The 16,176-nt window shown below is 49.6% G+C and carries 17 protein-coding genes and 1 pseudogene; 14 read left to right on the forward strand and 4 right to left on the reverse strand.

What is annotated here, in order from left to right:
- Positions 1–193: 193 nt before the first annotated feature.
- Positions 194–435 (forward strand): annotated as a pseudogene (locus ONV78_RS23165) (integrase core domain-containing protein); the annotation flags it as partial.
- Positions 436–478: 43 nt separating this feature from the next.
- On the opposite strand, the gene ONV78_RS23170 reads toward ONV78_RS23165, so the two are convergent.
- Positions 479–1,513 carry a PEP-CTERM sorting domain-containing protein gene (locus tag ONV78_RS23170; RefSeq protein ID WP_279506769.1) on the reverse strand — a complete coding sequence of 345 codons (1,035 nt, stop codon included), beginning with the start codon at positions 1,511–1,513 and terminating at the stop codon, positions 479–481.
- 555 nt (positions 1,514–2,068) lie between these two features.
- Here ONV78_RS23170 and ONV78_RS23175 point away from each other — a divergent pair.
- From ONV78_RS23175 to ONV78_RS23235, 13 genes are all read left to right on the forward strand, one after another.
- Positions 2,069–3,613, forward strand: coding sequence for a 2-isopropylmalate synthase (locus ONV78_RS23175; protein ID WP_279506770.1), 1,545 nt, complete (start codon positions 2,069–2,071; stop codon positions 3,611–3,613).
- A gap of 21 nt (positions 3,614–3,634) precedes the next feature.
- Positions 3,635–4,411: a hypothetical protein gene (locus ONV78_RS23180; RefSeq protein WP_279506771.1), complete on the forward strand. Its 777-nt coding sequence runs from the start codon at positions 3,635–3,637 to the stop codon at positions 4,409–4,411.
- 28 nt (positions 4,412–4,439) lie between these two features.
- Positions 4,440–4,874: a ribosomal protein S18-alanine N-acetyltransferase gene (rimI, locus tag ONV78_RS23185; RefSeq protein WP_279506772.1), complete on the forward strand. Its 435-nt coding sequence runs from the start codon at positions 4,440–4,442 to the stop codon at positions 4,872–4,874.
- Between the two features lie 3 nt (positions 4,875–4,877).
- Positions 4,878–5,537, forward strand: coding sequence for an energy-coupling factor ABC transporter permease (locus ONV78_RS23190; RefSeq protein WP_279506773.1), 660 nt, complete (start codon positions 4,878–4,880; stop codon positions 5,535–5,537).
- Positions 5,538–5,603: 66 nt separating this feature from the next.
- The gene (gene prfC, locus ONV78_RS23195) at positions 5,604–7,181 is read left to right on the forward strand and encodes a peptide chain release factor 3 (RefSeq protein ID WP_279506775.1); all 1,578 of its coding nucleotides are present in this window, start codon (positions 5,604–5,606) and stop codon (positions 7,179–7,181) included.
- A gap of 11 nt (positions 7,182–7,192) precedes the next feature.
- Positions 7,193–7,975 (forward strand): TatD family hydrolase, encoded by a 783-nt coding sequence (locus ONV78_RS23200; RefSeq protein WP_279506777.1) that lies wholly within the window; start codon positions 7,193–7,195, stop codon positions 7,973–7,975.
- Positions 7,976–8,205: 230 nt separating this feature from the next.
- On the forward strand, positions 8,206–8,634 hold the full coding sequence (gene rplM / locus ONV78_RS23205; protein WP_011399611.1) for a 50S ribosomal protein L13: 429 nt from the start codon (positions 8,206–8,208) through the stop codon (positions 8,632–8,634).
- Between the two features lie 11 nt (positions 8,635–8,645).
- Entirely contained in the window at positions 8,646–9,038 is a 393-nt protein-coding gene (gene rpsI, locus ONV78_RS23210; protein ID WP_127968618.1) for a 30S ribosomal protein S9, read from the forward strand.
- A 248-nt stretch (positions 9,039–9,286) separates the two neighbouring features.
- Positions 9,287–9,868, forward strand: coding sequence for a ubiquinol-cytochrome c reductase iron-sulfur subunit (gene petA / locus ONV78_RS23215; protein WP_279506780.1), 582 nt, complete (start codon positions 9,287–9,289; stop codon positions 9,866–9,868).
- Complete coding sequence (locus ONV78_RS23220) at positions 9,868–11,100, forward strand: cytochrome bc complex cytochrome b subunit (protein ID WP_279506782.1); 1,233 nt, start codon at positions 9,868–9,870, stop codon at positions 11,098–11,100. The genes petA and ONV78_RS23220 overlap by 1 nt, the downstream gene beginning before the upstream one ends.
- Positions 11,100–11,858 carry a cytochrome c1 gene (locus ONV78_RS23225; RefSeq protein WP_279506784.1) on the forward strand — a complete coding sequence of 253 codons (759 nt, stop codon included), beginning with the start codon at positions 11,100–11,102 and terminating at the stop codon, positions 11,856–11,858. The genes ONV78_RS23220 and ONV78_RS23225 overlap by 1 nt, the downstream gene beginning before the upstream one ends.
- Before the next feature lie 111 nt (positions 11,859–11,969).
- On the forward strand, positions 11,970–12,602 hold the full coding sequence (locus ONV78_RS23230; RefSeq protein WP_011399606.1) for a glutathione S-transferase N-terminal domain-containing protein: 633 nt from the start codon (positions 11,970–11,972) through the stop codon (positions 12,600–12,602).
- Between the two features lie 61 nt (positions 12,603–12,663).
- Positions 12,664–13,086, forward strand: a complete 423-nt coding sequence (locus ONV78_RS23235; protein WP_279506787.1) for a ClpXP protease specificity-enhancing factor — start codon at positions 12,664–12,666, stop codon at positions 13,084–13,086.
- A 70-nt stretch (positions 13,087–13,156) separates the two neighbouring features.
- Here ONV78_RS23235 and ONV78_RS23240 read toward each other — a convergent pair whose 3' ends face one another.
- Genes ONV78_RS23240 through ONV78_RS23250 form a run of 3 tightly spaced genes read right to left on the reverse strand, consistent with a single transcriptional unit; the run spans position 13,157 to position 16,029 of the window.
- Entirely contained in the window at positions 13,157–13,750 is a 594-nt protein-coding gene (locus tag ONV78_RS23240; protein ID WP_279506789.1) for a phosphoheptose isomerase, read from the reverse strand.
- 48 nt (positions 13,751–13,798) lie between these two features.
- Positions 13,799–14,173, reverse strand: coding sequence for a YraN family protein (locus tag ONV78_RS23245; RefSeq protein WP_216736731.1), 375 nt, complete (start codon positions 14,171–14,173; stop codon positions 13,799–13,801).
- Positions 14,173–16,029: a penicillin-binding protein activator gene (locus tag ONV78_RS23250; RefSeq protein WP_279506792.1), complete on the reverse strand. Its 1,857-nt coding sequence runs from the start codon at positions 16,027–16,029 to the stop codon at positions 14,173–14,175. Before ONV78_RS23250 ends, ONV78_RS23245 begins: the two co-directional genes overlap by 1 nt.
- Positions 16,030–16,176 lie beyond the last annotated feature (147 nt).

Consider the following 16,176-nt stretch of genomic DNA (forward strand, 5'->3'; position numbering starts at 1 on the left):
TGACCAGTCCTGAATAGAGCTGACACATTCCAGCCCTGATTTTGGGAGAATGTAATGAATGAACGAGTTAACCAGGACACAACGGGGCTACACTCTGGCGTTTAAACAGGCAGTGGTGGATCAAGTGGAAGGCGGGGAGCTGACTTATAAACAGGCTCAGGCCCGCTATCGTATCCAATGCTGCTGCGACAGCTACCAGAAACTGCACCGTCAACACGGCTTCAATGTTCGATGACCGACGGGTATGACTGCTATCAGAATGCGTTGGCGGAACGGGTGAACGGGATCTTGAAAACGGAGTTCCTGCTGATGCGACCAGGGAATCTAAGGCAGGCCTGAACGATGGTTGATGAATCCGTGGATATTTATAACCGAGAGCGGCCTCATCTGGCCCTGAAATACAAAACGCCCGATGCAGTGCATCGGGCGTTTTGAGACGAAAAAGGTGTCAGCCTATTTCAGGACTAGACAGGACAAACTAGCTCTTTCTACGGCGAGCCAACAAGCCTGCCAGACCAAGTCCCATCAGAGCTAAGCTGGCGGGTTCTGGAACTGCAGAGGCTACTACAATATGGTCTTTCTCTGTGGCGACTCGGCCGCCGTCAACGGTGGCATAGATGTCAAAATCGTGAGTTCCTGGAGTCGTTCCAGTAAAGGTGACCTCAAACTCGTAGGTTGCAGCGCTATCGCGGGTGAATGAGCCAGTGTATACACCGGGAGATACAGTCACCATACCTGGAGGTGCGTCAGAAATATCAAGCGCGACTTCAGTGTATGTGGAGATAGCATTGGAGATAGCGTCGTTGATAGTGCCAACTAGCGAGGAGGTGTCGATGCCGGCATGATAGGTGCCGCCAGTTGCAGCTGTAATGCGGCTGGCCTGTCCAGTACCGTCTAAGCAGTGTCCTACTATACAGCTTGAAGCTACATCGATTGCTTCAACTTGGATGCTGGCGGCTTGTAGGGCAGCTGTAGCGCTAGCCTCGGTTGAGCCCAGTGATGGGTCATGGCCTGTTGCGTCGCCGAACCATAGAAGGATGCGCTCGGCATCTGGGCGCCATGAAATTGTGTTTGCTACTTGTTCTAGGGCATAGATATTTGCCTCTGGTCGGTCATAACCCCCATCTGCTGACCAGCTATTGATGGCTGCTTGTGTCGCAGAAGTGTCGGCTGTCATATCTGTAAGGGTTCGATAGGTAAATGCGTCAGTAGTATCGCGGTATCCACCAACACCGAAATTAATGTCTCCAAAACTCACTGCGTTACCTAATATAGAGCTTGCCGCAGCTTTTACTGCAGCAATATCACTTCCCATGCTTCCGGTTTCATCCATGAGAAAGAATACGTCAACTTTTGACGTGGTGGCTTCTGCATCAATAGTGACGGTTTTGGTAATAGTTACGCTTTCGCCTACTCCTAAAGTTGCGGAGTAGGATGAGGGGGAAATAGAGTCCGCCATTGCTGAAATTGGCAATAGCGCCGTTAGCGCAAAAGAATACGCCAATCGTTTCATTGTTATCTCCTGATGTCGATTGTAGTTAGTGAACTTATTAATAAATGAAGTGTTTGGAATTGACTCGATGTCCCAATATGCACAAACCTAGCCATATTTGTTTAAATGTTAATTAGGATAATGCCTTACTGTTTAGTTTCTTCGTGTTTTGTCTTCAAACAGATGTAAATCCATTGGACATAAAAAATGGAAGAATTCTCGGCAAATCTATGACGGGTTATTCTTAAAGGCTTATTCCTATATGGTGGGGGGAGGAGGCTAGACTAGGTCATAATGTTCGGATTTGATTTTATAAAGCAGATTTTTCAAGACATTCTGCATTTTTATTGGTTTTTTTATTCCTATTTATTATAAGGATGGGGCGATAGGAAACGCTGATAAAGTGTAAAGTCTTTGAACGGTATGGTGTTTTTTGTTAGCTGTGCCTATACGCGTAGGTCAGGGCTCGGCTTGTATTGGGACTCTTATGACATACTAGTAGTCGTGTTAATGTCTGAGCGTATAATACTTTTCTGATAGTGGCGGACGCCTTTTAAATGAAGTGGGAGAGTTGCGATGAGCAGCGGACATTTGGTGATATTTGATACAACCTTGCGTGATGGAGAGCAAAGCCCTGGGGCTTCCATGACAAAGAATGAAAAGCTGCGTATCGCCAAGGCGCTGGAAAAAATGAAGGTGGATGTCATAGAAGCAGGCTTCGCTATCGCCAGCCCTGGAGATTTTGAGGCGGTTAAAGCGATAGCAGAGTCTGTCAGTGAATCCACCGTATGTAGTTTGGCGAGAGCGTTGGATAAGGATATAGATCGCGCAGCTGAGGCTTTGAAGCCCGCTAAGTTAGCTCGTATTCATACGTTCATCGCCACCTCCCCAATCCATATGAAGTACAAATTGCAGATGCAGCCTGATCAAGTCGTGGAACAGGCAATCAGAGCGGTTAAACGCGCCAGGATGTACACAGACGATGTTGAGTTCTCTTGCGAGGATGCAGGGCGCTCAGAGATAGATTTTCTCTGTAGAATCATAGAGGCGGCAATAGCCGCTGGCGCGAGAACAATTAATATCCCTGACACGGTAGGCTATGCGATTCCGCAGCAGTTTGGCGAAACAATTCAAATTCTATTGGAGAGGGTGCCAAATGCTGATAAAGCAATATTCTCTGTGCACTGCCACAATGACTTGGGGTTGGCCGTAGCTAATTCCCTGGCGGCGGTGATGAACGGCGCTCGTCAGGTGGAGTGTACTATTAACGGTCTGGGTGAGAGGGCTGGAAACGCGGCGCTTGAAGAGATCGTTATGGCGGTGAGAACACGAAAAGACCTGTTTGCTGTTGAAACCCGTTTGGATACGCAATTTATCGTGCCGACTTCTCGCTTAGTTTCGACAATTACAGGGTTTCCTGTGCAACCCAATAAAGCGATAGTCGGCGCCAACGCGTTTGCGCATGAGTCTGGCATCCATCAGGATGGCGTGCTTAAGCATAGGGAAACTTATGAGATCATGCAGGCGCAAGATGTAGGTTGGCGCACGAACAGTCTGGTGTTGGGCAAGCACTCTGGTCGTAATGCTTTTCGCACCAGGCTGCATGAGCTTGGCTATGAATTTGATTCAGAAACTGCACTTAACGAAGCTTTTGCTCGCTTCAAAGATTTGGCGGATAAGAAGCACGAAATTTTCGATGAAGATTTGCAGGCTTTGGTTAGTGCTGTAGAGCTATCAGAAGATGACGAGATTTATAAATTGGTCTGTATGTCTGTTTGCAGTGAAACCGGCGTTACGCCTATTTCGAAAGTCACCTTGATGATTAATGGTGATGAGCGAACGGCTTCTGCAGAAGGGGGCGGGCCTGTTGATGCAACTTATCGGGCGATAGAAGAAATCGCCTCTTCCGGGGCGAACTTGCAGTTATATTCGGTGAATAACATAACCAGCGGGACTGACTCACAAGGTGAGGTGACTGTCCGTTTGGAGCGTGGGGGCAGGATTGTAAATGGCGTTGGCGCGGATACTGATATTGTGATTGCTTCAGCAAAAGCTTATATAAATGCCTTAAACCTAATCTCTTCAGATAAGAGGAAGCAACATCCGCAGAGTGAAGTGTGATTCTTTTCTGCGCATAAAATTATGAATTTTTTGTACGAGAACGACAGACAGACATATTTGACCGAAATGGGAATTGCGGTTTGGTATGCGCGCAGCCCGTTGCCGAATGCTGCGCCTTCCAACTTGTTTGAATTCGATGAGGCATCAGAGGAGCTAGATAACCGGGATGTAGAGCGACGCGCGAATAAGATCAGCCCGCCAAAAACGCCATCATTAAAAAGCGCTCAGCAAGCCGCCGCTCTTCGCCAAACGATGTCCGCTATCGCTCAGCCTGAGCCAGCTAAACAGAAGAAGGCCCAGGAACAGGATAAGAAAGACGCTTCTCCAACACCTGTATTGGTAAAGTCATCCCCTGCAACCGTTGATAAGCTACGTGCGATGAGTATAAAGGCTGGCGACATTTGTATGGTGGCGCTGTCTAATGGGGAAGTGGATATTACTCCTGAGTCGCCCAGCGGCCAGCTTCTTGCCAATATTGCGTTAGCGGTTGGCCTGGGGGAGGAGTGGAAAGATGCATATAGCCTTTTTGCCTGGCCGCCATTTGAGCGTAAAGGGTTGCCGATGCAAGACGACGCGATGCTGGCTAGAATTCTGGCGCGTTGGTTAGCTCCCGGTGGAATGAAACATTGCATTCTATTCTGTGATGCGGGCATCGCAGGGACTTTGGGCGGTTTAGACCCTGTGTGGAAGGGCGACAGGCTCCTACAATTGCCGTCTCTAGACGAGATGCTTCATAACCCCTCTATCAAAAAACTCGTGTGGCGCAAGCTTCGTCAATATCTCTACTCCAATGACTGATCCAAAACCCGATCTCGCTTTCAGGTTAATGACCGAAGCAGACTTATCCCTAGTCTTAAATAATGAGCGTGGGGCTTATTCCCATCCTTGGACTGAAGGCGTTTTTAAAGAGTGCCTTGCGGGAGCTTCCGAATGTTGGGTCGCCGTATATAACGACGAGGTAGTCGGGCACGCGGTGACCTCCATGGTTATAGATGAGGCGCACTTGCTTAATCTATGTGTCGCGCGCGCGTTACAAGGGAAAGGCATGGGGTTGTCCTTCATGGCGTTTTTGCTGGAGCGCTTTCGTACACAAAATATGGTGGAGCTATTTCTAGAGGTGCGCGCTAGCAACACCGCAGCCGTGCAGTTGTACAGAAAATTGGGCTTTAATGACATTGGTTATCGAAAGGCCTATTACCCGGCCTCCGACGGTCGCGAAGACGCCATCGTGATGTCGATGAAGTTGGGGCGCGAAGAGTAAGTCGTGGAATATGTTCGCGTTGATTCGCTGCCTTTAGCTGTAGAGCTGGGACTGTGGGGAGCGATGCTTGTCTGTATTGCTCTGCTGTGGGTTAGGCGCTGTCATGTTTATCTGCGGCGAGATAATAAGCTGCAGCATATTTTCTGGGGTTGCGCGTTGGCCCTGGGGCTGTTTTGGCGTCTCAGAATTGATGTCGATTTTGGCGTTTCTCTTCATTTTCTCCTTCTAAGTGCACTGACCTTGATCCTGGATTGGGAGTTGGCGATATTTGCCGGCTTTATTGGGCTATTGCTACTTGCGCTCCAGGGCGCAACGCCTTGGCTATTGCTCCCTTTGAATTTTCTAGGGGCGGTGCTGATCCCTGTTATGGTGACCAAATGGGTGGTGGACAGGGAAAAGAAGTCTGACGGAAGGTTATTTTTTGCTTACCCTTTAGTGAACGGCTTCTTGGGTGGAGGGCTGTCGATAGTCGCCAGTATTCTGTTTGGAATGACTATCTGCTGGCTAGTAGATGGGGAGTGGAGTCAGGATCACTCTTTAATGTTCGCTTACCTTCCTTTGATTGCCTTGCCTGAAGGCGTAATTAATGGGATGTTGGCGACAGGTATGATGGTTTATTTCCCGGACGTGCTTAGAACCTTTGATTCCAGTCGCTATCAATAGCTTTTGACACTCTGTTTGCGGCGCTATAATGTTCGCCCTCAATTCGCCAGATGTTCAAGGTTTGTCATGGGACTTCGTGAAGAAATCAAACGCCGTCGTACATTCGCCATTATCTCTCACCCTGATGCGGGTAAAACCACTATTACAGAGAAAGTACTCTTGCATGGCGGTGCGCTGCAGAAAGCCGGTACAGTAAAAGGTAAAAAGTCCGGTCAATTTGCGAAATCCGACTGGATGGAAATGGAAAAAGAACGGGGCATCTCCGTAACCACATCCGTTATGCAGTTTCCTTATGACGACTCTCTGGTAAACCTACTTGATACCCCGGGTCACGAAGACTTCTCTGAAGACACCTATCGTACTTTAACTGCGGTTGACTCATGCTTGATGGTTATAGACAGCGCAAAAGGCGTTGAGGAGCGCACCATCAAACTTATGGAAGTTACGCGGCTGCGCGATACGCCAATCATTACTTTCATGAATAAGCTCGACCGCGATATTCGAGACCCAATGGAATTGCTGGATGAGGTCGAGGACGTACTGAAAATTAAGTGTGCGCCTATATCTTGGCCCATTGGCATGGGCAAAGGCTTCAGAGGTGTATATCACCTTCTTCGGGATGAGGTCATTTTATACCAGACTGGTAAGGGGCATACTCTCCAGGATGGTCGCACGATTAAGGGTTTGGATAACCCTGAATTGGATCAGGTGCTTGGCTCGGACGCAGAGAACTTGCGCGGTGAAATCGAATTACTGCAAGGCGCTTCTCATGAGTTTGATCATCAGGCCTTTTTGGCAGGCGAGTTGACTCCAGTATTTTTTGGTACTGCGCTAGGTAACTTTGGCGTTGATCATATGCTGGATGGCTTGGTGGCGTGGGCTCCATCCCCCCAGCCCAGAGAGACTGACAAGCGTGTTGTTGAAGCGGAAGACGAGAAGTTCTCTGGCTTTGTATTCAAGATTCAGGCGAATATGGACCCGCTTCATCGTGACCGTATTGCTTTCTTGAGGGTCTGCTCAGGCCGCTACGAGCAGGGCATGAAAATAAAGCATGTGCGACTGGGCAAAGATGTTCGTATTGCTGATGCGCTGACATTCATGGCGGGAGATCGAACTCGGGCGGAAGAAGCATTCGCCGGCGACATTATTGGTTTGCATAATCACGGCACTATCCAGATTGGCGATACGTTTAGCGAAGGGGAGGAGTTTAAGTTTAGCGGTATTCCTAACTTCGCCCCTGAACTATTTCGCCGTATTCGCCTGAAGGACCCGTTGAAGTCCAAACAATTGCAAAAAGGTCTGATTCAGTTGTCTGAAGAAGGCGCTGTTCAGGTATTCAGGCCGCTCAATAACAACGACTTGATTGTCGGGGCGGTGGGAATGTTGCAGTTTGACGTGGTGGTTCATCGTCTCAAATCTGAGTACAAAGTGGACGCGGTGTATGAGCCTGTAAACGTCGCCACTGCGCGTTGGGTTGAAGCGAAAGATGTGAAAAAGCTAGAGGAGTTTAAACGGAAAGTTTCCGAAAACTTATCTCTGGATGGGGGCGACAGTCTGACCTATCTGGCCCCGACGAATGTCAATTTGCAGCTGGCGATGGAGCGTTATCCAGATGTTCAGTTCAGGAAGACAAGGGAACATTAAGGGCATTGGCGATGGCGACTTACATTGACAGCCATTGCCACTTTGACTTTCCCGACTTTGATGACGATAGAGAAGAGGTTCTGCGCAAAGCTCGGGAGTTGGGTGTAAAGCGCATTATTGCGCCCTCGGTAGGCGTCCAAAATTGGGCGCGTTTATCTCAGATGGCTGCGCATTATGATGAGCTCAATTTTGCGCTGGGTATTCATCCTCTATACCTGTACGAGCATTCCGTGTTTCATCTGGACGAACTGGCAGAGAGGTTGCGTACTCAACGTGCGGATATTTCGGCGGTCGGGGAGTGCGGGCTTGACGCAACGGCAGACATTGGCTTTGACGTGCAGCGGTTCTTTTTGCGCGAACAGCTGAGGATGGCTAAAGCGAGTGATCTTTCCGTCATTCTTCACTCAAGAAAGACCCATAGCCAGCTTGCCAGGCTGGTTAAGGAATCTGGCGTTAAGAGTGGGGTGGTGCACGCCTTTTCGGGAAGCTACGAAGAGGGGATGCAATATGTGAAGCTGGGGCTCAAAATAGGAGTTGGCGGCGTTATCACCTATGACCGAGCCCAGAAAACCAGAAAAGCGATCTCCAGGTTGCCGTTGAAGTCTCTGTTGTTGGAGACCGACGCCCCTGATATGCCTTTATGTGGTCGGCAAGGGCGGCGTAATTCTCCTGAGCTTATTCCTCAAATATTTGATGCGTTGTGCGCTATGAGAGAAGAAGTCCCAGAACAGATATCCGATATTGTTCTGCAAAACACAATTGAGACATTCGGCCTGCCAAATCTTGATGTGTGACCTTGGCGTTGCGCTACCGTGTAATTAATTGGATTTAGAGTAGCAATTGAGCAGGAAGTGCCATATAATCCTGCGCCCGGATTTGCAATATAGTAAGGAACTTTGGCGAAGCCCCGAAGCCCAAGTTCCGAAAAGTCAGAACGTCGTTGTAAATTTCCTCGAAGGAAAGGATCAGCGTGCGTTTTATTTGGATTAATCAGCCGAGAATTTAAGAGTAAGGCGGGATTTAAATGAAAACGATCAGCGCTAAGCCAGAAACCGTAAAGCGTGACTGGTATGTTATAGACGCGACCGACAAGACGCTTGGACGTCTTTCTACTGAAATCGCCCGTCGCTTGAGGGGCAAGCACAAAGCGGAATATACCCCTCATGTGGACACTGGGGATTACATCGTTGTAGTAAACGCAGAAAAAGTGCGTGTTACTGGCAACAAAGCACAAGACAAAATGTACTATCGCCACACAGGCTATCCTGGCGGCTTGAAAGAAATGTCTTTCGATAAGCTGATTCAACATGCTCCAGAGCGTGTTATCGAAACAGCTGTTAAAGGCATGATGCCGCGCAATCCTTTAGGTCGTGCGATGCTGAAAAAGCTCAAGGTATACGCTTCGGCTGAACACCCGCATACCGCTCAGCAACCGATTGAACTGAAAATTTAAGGAAGGTGGATATGTCTGTTACTCAATACTACGGTACCGGTCGTCGTAAAACTTCGACTGCTCGCGTCTTCCTGAGACCCGGTAGCGGAAAAATCACTGTGAACCAGACTGATCTGGATTCTTACTTTGGTCGCGAAACCGCTCGCATGGTCGTGCGTCAGCCTTTAGAGCTGTTAGAGGCTATCGGCAACTTTGACGTTTTTGTTACCGTTAAAGGCGGCGGCCCTTCTGGTCAAGCGGGCGCAATTCGTCACGGTATTACTCGTGCGCTGATTCAATATGATGAAGCGAATCGCTCTCCGCTGCGTAAAGCCGGTTACGTTACTCGCGATGCTCGTGAGGTTGAGCGTAAGAAAGTCGGTCTGCGTAAAGCGCGTAAGCGTCCGCAATTCTCCAAGCGTTAATCGATACGCTAAAAATAAAAAGCCCGGTAATCCGGGCTTTTTTGTTTCCGCTGAGCATAAGCGAAAACCGTCCGACGGATATTTAACTTGGGTCAATATTGTTGAGACAACGCCATGCCACACGCGCGTCGTCCTTGTATCGATAAGGCATTTTAATTAGTATGTCAGCCGGATTTTACGCCTGAAGAAATAAGAGCATAATGGCCTGATTTTGGCCTCAAATTGCTGCCTGATGGGAGAAACCTAGTATGACGAAAGACGACGTGAACAAGAGCCGCCGTCGTTTTCTGGTGGGAGCAACCTCGGTCGTTGGAGGTATCGGCGCCATTGGCGCAGCGGTGCCTTTTGTCGCTTCCTGGAACCCAAGCGCTAAAGCGAAAGCCGCTGGTGCGCCTGTTAAGGTTAATATCAGTAAACTTGAACCCGGTCAACAAATGACGGTTGAATGGCGGGGCAAGCCTGTTTGGGTAGTGCGCAGAACGCCAGAAATGCTGAAAGGGCTGGATTCGATTGCGGACGATTTGCAGGACCCGCAATCTGAAAAGCCGCAACAACCCGCTTACGCTCAAAACGCCCACCGCTCCATCAAAGATGAATACGTCATACTCGTAGGAATCTGCACTCACTTGGGATGCTCTCCGAAATTCATGCCGGAAGTTATTCCTGATGAAACTGTTGGTGGTTTTTACTGTCCTTGTCACGGCAGCAAGTTTGACTTGGCTGGAAGGGTCTTCAAAGGCGTACCTGCTCCCAAGAATCTTGAAGTGCCTCCCCACATGTATGTTGACGACGTGAACCTCATCGTAGGTGATGACAAGGAGAACGCATAATGCAGAAGCTTATCCAGTGGATCGACGATCGCCTGCCTGTCGTCGATGCCTTCGAAAAGCACATGAGCAAGTACTATGCGCCTAAAAACTTTAACGTATGGTATTTCTTCGGTTCGTTGTCTTTAGTTGTACTTGTTAACCAGCTACTTACAGGTATTTGGTTGACTATGAGCTACAACCCTACTGCTGAAGGGGCGTTCGCTTCAGTAGAATACATTATGCGTGACGTGGAGTTCGGGTGGCTCATTCGATTGATGCACTCAACCGGCGCATCAGCATTCTTTGTCGTTGTCTACCTGCATATGTTCCGCGGACTCATGTATGGCTCATATAAAAAGCCTCGTGAGTTGGTTTGGATCTTCGGTATGACAATTTATCTGTGTTTGATGGCTGAGGCTTTCCTTGGCTATTTGTTGCCTTGGGGGCAGATGTCATACTGGGGTGCACAGGTTATCGTTTCTCTGTTTGGCGCAATACCCTATGTGGGCGAAGATCTCGCTCAGTGGATCAGGGGCGACTACCTGATTTCGGGCATTACTCTCAACCGGTTCTTTGCTCTGCACGTTATCGCTTTGCCAATCGTACTGCTTGGTTTGGTTGTTCTGCATATTCTTGCTCTCCATGAGGTCGGCTCTAACAATCCTGACGGCGTTGAGATCAAGAAGAACAAAGATGAGAATGGTATTCCGAAAGACGGTATTCCCTTCCATCCATACTACACGGTGCATGACATCGTGGCCTTGATTGTCTTCCTCTTCGTATTCTGTGTGGTAGTGTTCTACTTCCCTGAAATGAATGGGTATTTCCTGGAAAAGCCGAACTTTGAGCCGGCCAATCCGTTGAAGACCCCTGAGCACATTGCCCCTGTCTGGTATTTCACGCCTTTCTACGCCATGTTGCGGGCAATTACTTATCCGTTGTTTGGCGTTGATGCGAAATTCTGGGGCGTGGTTGTCATGGGCGCCGCGATTGCGATTCTCTTCGTATTGCCATGGCTGGATCGTAGCCCAGTTAAATCTATTCGTTACAAAGGTGTGATGAGTAAAGTTGCACTGTTGATATTTGCGGTGAGCTTTGTGATTCTGGGTGTTTGCGGCGCACTACCCGCTAACGAGCAGCCCAGCTGGATGGCTCCTCTGTTTACAGGCTTGTATTTCGCTTACTTCCTATTGATGCCTTGGTATACCAGAGCTGAAAAGACTAAACCTGTACCAGAGAGGGTGACTCACTAATGAAAAGCATACTGAAAGTTCTGCTTCTCTCGTGCGTGACGTCTCTTGCTTACGCGTCCGGCGGCGGAGACGTTCACTTAGATCATGTGGATGTTGATATTCGTGATAAGCCTTCTATGCAAAGAGGGGCTGCCATGTTTACCAACTACTGCATGGGCTGCCACTCTTTAAAATACTCTCGTTATGAGCGTGTGGCGGATGATATTGGCATTCCGCACAATCTTTACGAGGAGAATCTGATCTTCGGCGATGCGAAGATAGGGCAGCTGATGGATATCGCTATGGCTCCGTCTATGGCGAAAGGCTGGTTTGGCGCTGCGCCTCCTGACCTGACATTGATCTCCAGATTGCGCGGACCAAATTGGTTGTATAGCTACCTGCGAGGCTTCTATAAAGATGAGTCTCGTCCATGGGGTGTCAACAACGTTGTGTTTAAAGACGTTGGTATGCCCCATGTCTTAGTCGGTCTGCAGGGCTTGTGCGCTGAAAAGCCGGAACTGGGCAGTAAAGCAGGCATAGACCCTTTAAGTGGTGTTGTCGTTGGTGCGCCAGGTTGTAAGTCATTTGCTACAACGGGCAGCATGGAGCCGCAAGAGTATGATGCTGCGATTCGCGACATGGTCAATTTCCTGGCCTATGTGGGTGAGCCTTCAAGACTTGAAAGTGAAGAAATCGCTCCGTTTGTATTGTTGTTCCTGGTGATTCTGTTCGTTCCTGCATACCTCCTCAACAGAGAATATTGGAAAGACGTTCACTAGTCTTTTCGTGTATAATGTTCGACCTTGGATAAAAGCTCCAGCATCGGGTTGCCCTGATGCTGGAATTTTTCTTTCTGAATAATCTGAGTTACAAGCGACCGAGGTAATTCTATGGGAGTCGTGACCAAACGGTCATCAATGACATTTTTTTCTGATCCGCAGAGCCACTACAGTCATAGAGTCCGTATTGTTTTGGCTGAGAAAGGTGTGGCGGTAGATATCATCGATGTTGATCCTGATGATAAGCCTGCGGAGATTGCCGACCTAAATCCTTATAACACGCTGCCAACCCTGGTGGATCGTGAGCTGTCGCTGTACGAACCAAACATCATGATGGAGTATCTGGATGAGCGTTTTCCTCATCCGCCGCTTTTGCCGGTATATCCGGTTGCGCGGGCGCAGAGCCGTTTGTTGATGTATCGAATCCAAAAGGATTGGTGCAGTCTGGCGGATATCGTTCTGCAAGGTAAATCTGATACTGCAGAGGTTGAAGAGGCGCGCAAACAGCTTCGCGAAAGTTTGATAGCCGCCGCCCCGATCTTTTCGGAGAAGCCGTATTTCATGAGCGAAGAGTTTACAATTGTAGACTGCTGCGTCGCTCCACTGTTGTGGCGTCTGAAGCTCATGAAGATTGAGCTTCCTGAAAAGCCGGCTAAACCGCTGATCAAGTATATGGACCGCCTGTTCTCCCGTGAGTCCTTCAAAGCTAGCCTGTCCGATATCGAACAGGAAATGTTTAGCTGATACTTCTAACTGAAGGGGTCTATGCAGGGCCCCTAAAGCTCAAATTGAATTGGCAATACCAATGACTCCCAGTCGTCCCTATTTGTTGCGAGCTCTGAACGAGTGGATTCTTGATAATCATCTAACGCCATACGTGGTTGTGGATGCGTCGCTTCAGGGCGTAGATGTGCCACGTGACTTTGTAAGCAACGGCCAAATTGTGCTTAACATCAGTCCGCAAGCGGTGCGCGGCTTGAACATAGGTAATGATTATCTTGAGTTTAGCGCTCGTTTTGGTGGCGTGCCGCGTCAAGTGTCCGTTCCGATAATGGCGGTGCTGGCGATATACGCGAAGGAAAATGGTCAGGGCATGGTCTTTGGTTCTGAGCCGGGCGGAGCGCCTGAGCCGCCTAGCAATAAGGGTAAGCCTGGATCTTCTCCAACGCCTCCACCCAAAAGTGGTGGGCGAGATGGCTCAAAGCCGAGCTTGAAGATAGTCAAGTAAGCAATTAAAGCTTTAGAGTCTGAAGAGCCGGAAGCGTGGTGAAAGCCGTGCTTCCGGCTTTTTTGCTGCTTTAGTCTATTGGGCCAAAAATTTCGCGGTCGATGTAGTCGCAAAGAGTATGGATTGTTAACAGGTGTACTTCCTGAATACGTGCGGTGGAGGTCATTGGAACTCGAATTTCAACGTCCTCAGCCTGGAGCAAGGACGCCATGTTTCCGCCATCTTTTCCTGTCAAAGCAACCACTCTCATCCCCCTGTCATGGGCTGCCTGTATCGCTTGAATTACATTCGCAGAATTGCCGCTTGTGGAAATAGCTAAGAGTACGTCGCCTTCAGAGCCCAGGGCGCGTATCTGCTTGGAGAATACTTCGTTGTAGCTGTAGTCGTTAGCGATGGATGTCAGTGTCGAGGTGTCAGTCGTCAGAGCGACTGCTGGTAGGCTGGGGCGCTCACGCTCAAAGCGGTTTAGCAGTTCTGAGGAGAAGTGTTGCGCATCTCCGGCGGAGCCGCCATTGCCGCAGGAGAGAATTTTGTGATCGCTAAGAAGAGCGTGAACCATCAACTGGCCTGCCGCCTCAATCAGTGGGGGGAGTGATTGTGCGGAGACTTGCTTCGCTTTAATACTTTCTTCGAAGAGGTGGATGATGCGTTCAATACTGTTCATATAAAAATCCGGAATTAACGGTGGTGTACGTTGGTGCGAAAGGTGGCGTCACCAGCAGCTAAATGCGTCTGGTATCCATTGAAAGCCGGTATTTGATTTGAGGTTTCCCACGATAACATCAAATCGGCATGGCATGTCTGTTAAACCTTTCTTCTGAAGGTATATGTTTGCGGCAAGGATAATGCGTTGCTGCTTTTTTTGAGTAATAGATTCTGCTGCGCTGCCAAACTTATCGCTGCTGCGGTGGCGCACCTCTATAAATACCAAGTGCTCGCCGTGTTTGGCGATGAGGTCAATCTCTCCCCCTTTGCAGCGGAAGTTGCGCTCAAGGATGGTGAATCCTTGGGCGCGTGCGAAACTTTCCGCTTGGCTCTCTGCGGCGCGGCCAATATCAATAGACTTGATCAGGCGCTTAAAGGGCATTATTGGGAGATTGGCTCAGGGCTGTTTAACTCCGCTTTCGCCACGCCTCTTTCAAATATCGCCCATTCCAGTATGCGGCGAATTTGCTGGGCGTCATTCATAAAAAGGTTGCCTGTCGCGCCTTGTATCTGGCTGTCAGGAAATTGGCGCATGAGGCTGAGTCGTGGGGCGATAGTGTAAGCATCGGCGCCCATTGCATACAGCCTTTCGTAGCGCGTGGTGTCTGCGACATAACGAATATCTTGTTTGAGTGGCAATGACTGGCTCAATAACCAAGGCGTTTCCGTAAAATGAATGCCATTCAAGTCGTGGTCTTTATCTGGCTGAGGGACGCCACCGTAAATTTGTGATGTAGCGTAGACTGGCAGGTCGCTGGCGTAGTGAAACAGCAGTAAGGGTTTTAGCTGTCTGGCTACATATGGCGTAGAGATCATGATGATGGCATCAATATCCTGTCGGCGACGCGGTTCATACTCAAATTTGCCTGCAACTGACTTTAGCTTTCTGGCTCTTTGCTTGCTTGCGTTGATCTGCAACAGGTGGGCGATGCCGTCTGAATAATTTTCGCCCTCAACATATTTGTATGGGATAGGTAAAGGCAGGTTGGCTGCCTCGTATTCTCTGTCCAGCACGCTGGCGAGTTTTATCGCCCAGGGTGAGTCAGGGTAAATCACTGCGACGCCGCGCTTTCCTTCCGACATCAGCTTTCTGGCTATCTGGCGCACTTCGTCTTCGGCGGCGAGTCCGTATTGGTACATTCCGGGAGGCGGAGTGACGCCTTCGTCCAGGTAGTTCAATGCTAGTACAGGAGGATCAAGTTCAGGGAAGCCGGCAAGCTGGGCGACGGCCTCTTTTTCCAGAGGGCCAATAATCAGGTCGTAACCTTCCAGCTGCAGCGAGAGATAGAGGTCGGCGATATTTTCGATAGAGCCTGAGTCTATAATCTGAATTTCCGGGCCTTGTCCGTTGCTCTCGCTGCTGTTGATATCTTGATAGTAGGCGGCTAGGAAGCCGTCACGAATAGCTTCTCCTGCTTTAGCCAGATTACCGCTTAGCGGCGCCAGTAGTGCGATTTTGCTGGGGCGCTCATTGGGCAGTTCCGCCAGCATCTTGAGCTCGGCAGGGAGTCTTTTGGCTGCAGGGTGGTCCGCCCATTGCTGGCGCCAGCTTTTTAGCGCCGCCAATTGCATTTCCAGGCTGAACTGGTTCTGACGTACGGCGGTGATCAGTTCAAGCCAACCGCGCCAGTCGTAGTCTTGCGCCGTTTCCAGCGCGCGGCTGAGCTCAAGGCTGGGCGTGGCGCGCAAGGCGTTCCAAACGTCATCCAGCACCCGCCAATACTCTTCGCCAGTATAGAGACCTGATGCGTAAACCAGAAGTTGTGCGGCGTCCAATGAGGAGCCTGTCGCCATAAGCGCTTTGGCGTGCAGTTCATTGGCGCGAAGCTGAATATCCACGGGCCGGCTGGCGAAAGCGCCGGATGGGGCGGCGTTGAAATAAGAAAGAGCTTGGTCTGGTCGATTCTGCTCCAGGGCCAGTGTCGCGCCGAGGATAATATACTGCTCCATCTGGGGCTGAGTCAGGGTGGTGGAGTTGATGGACTCCACCACTTTTTGTGCGTTTGCGTAGTCGCCTCGCGCCAAGTAAATGTCCAGTGCTTTTAATTTGTGGTTGGCTTGCTCGGGCGGTAGCGTATTTTGAGCAAGCTGAAGCTCTCTTTCCGCTTCGTCCTGAGAGGTTGCGCCTTGCGAGCTGGAGTCGCCGCCTCTGACGGATAAGCCCTCACAGCCGCTTAAAAAAGACAGGAGTAATGTTAAAAGCAGGACGTGAAATGGATAATTATGTTTTCGCTGCATGCGCTTACCAGAGAGCAATAGTTATAAGTCAGGCCGGTTTTATGGTTAACTTAGGCCGGCCGCGGCGGTTATATAATGGCGGCGATATGCGAGAAGCCGAGTGTAAATATAAAAGCAACGGCCATTCTAGCAAAGGCCAAGGTTGGG

Origin of the sequence: Hahella sp. CR1 (assembly GCF_029813005.1) — a bacterium.
Classification (GTDB): Bacteria; Pseudomonadota; Gammaproteobacteria; order Pseudomonadales; family Oleiphilaceae; genus Hahella.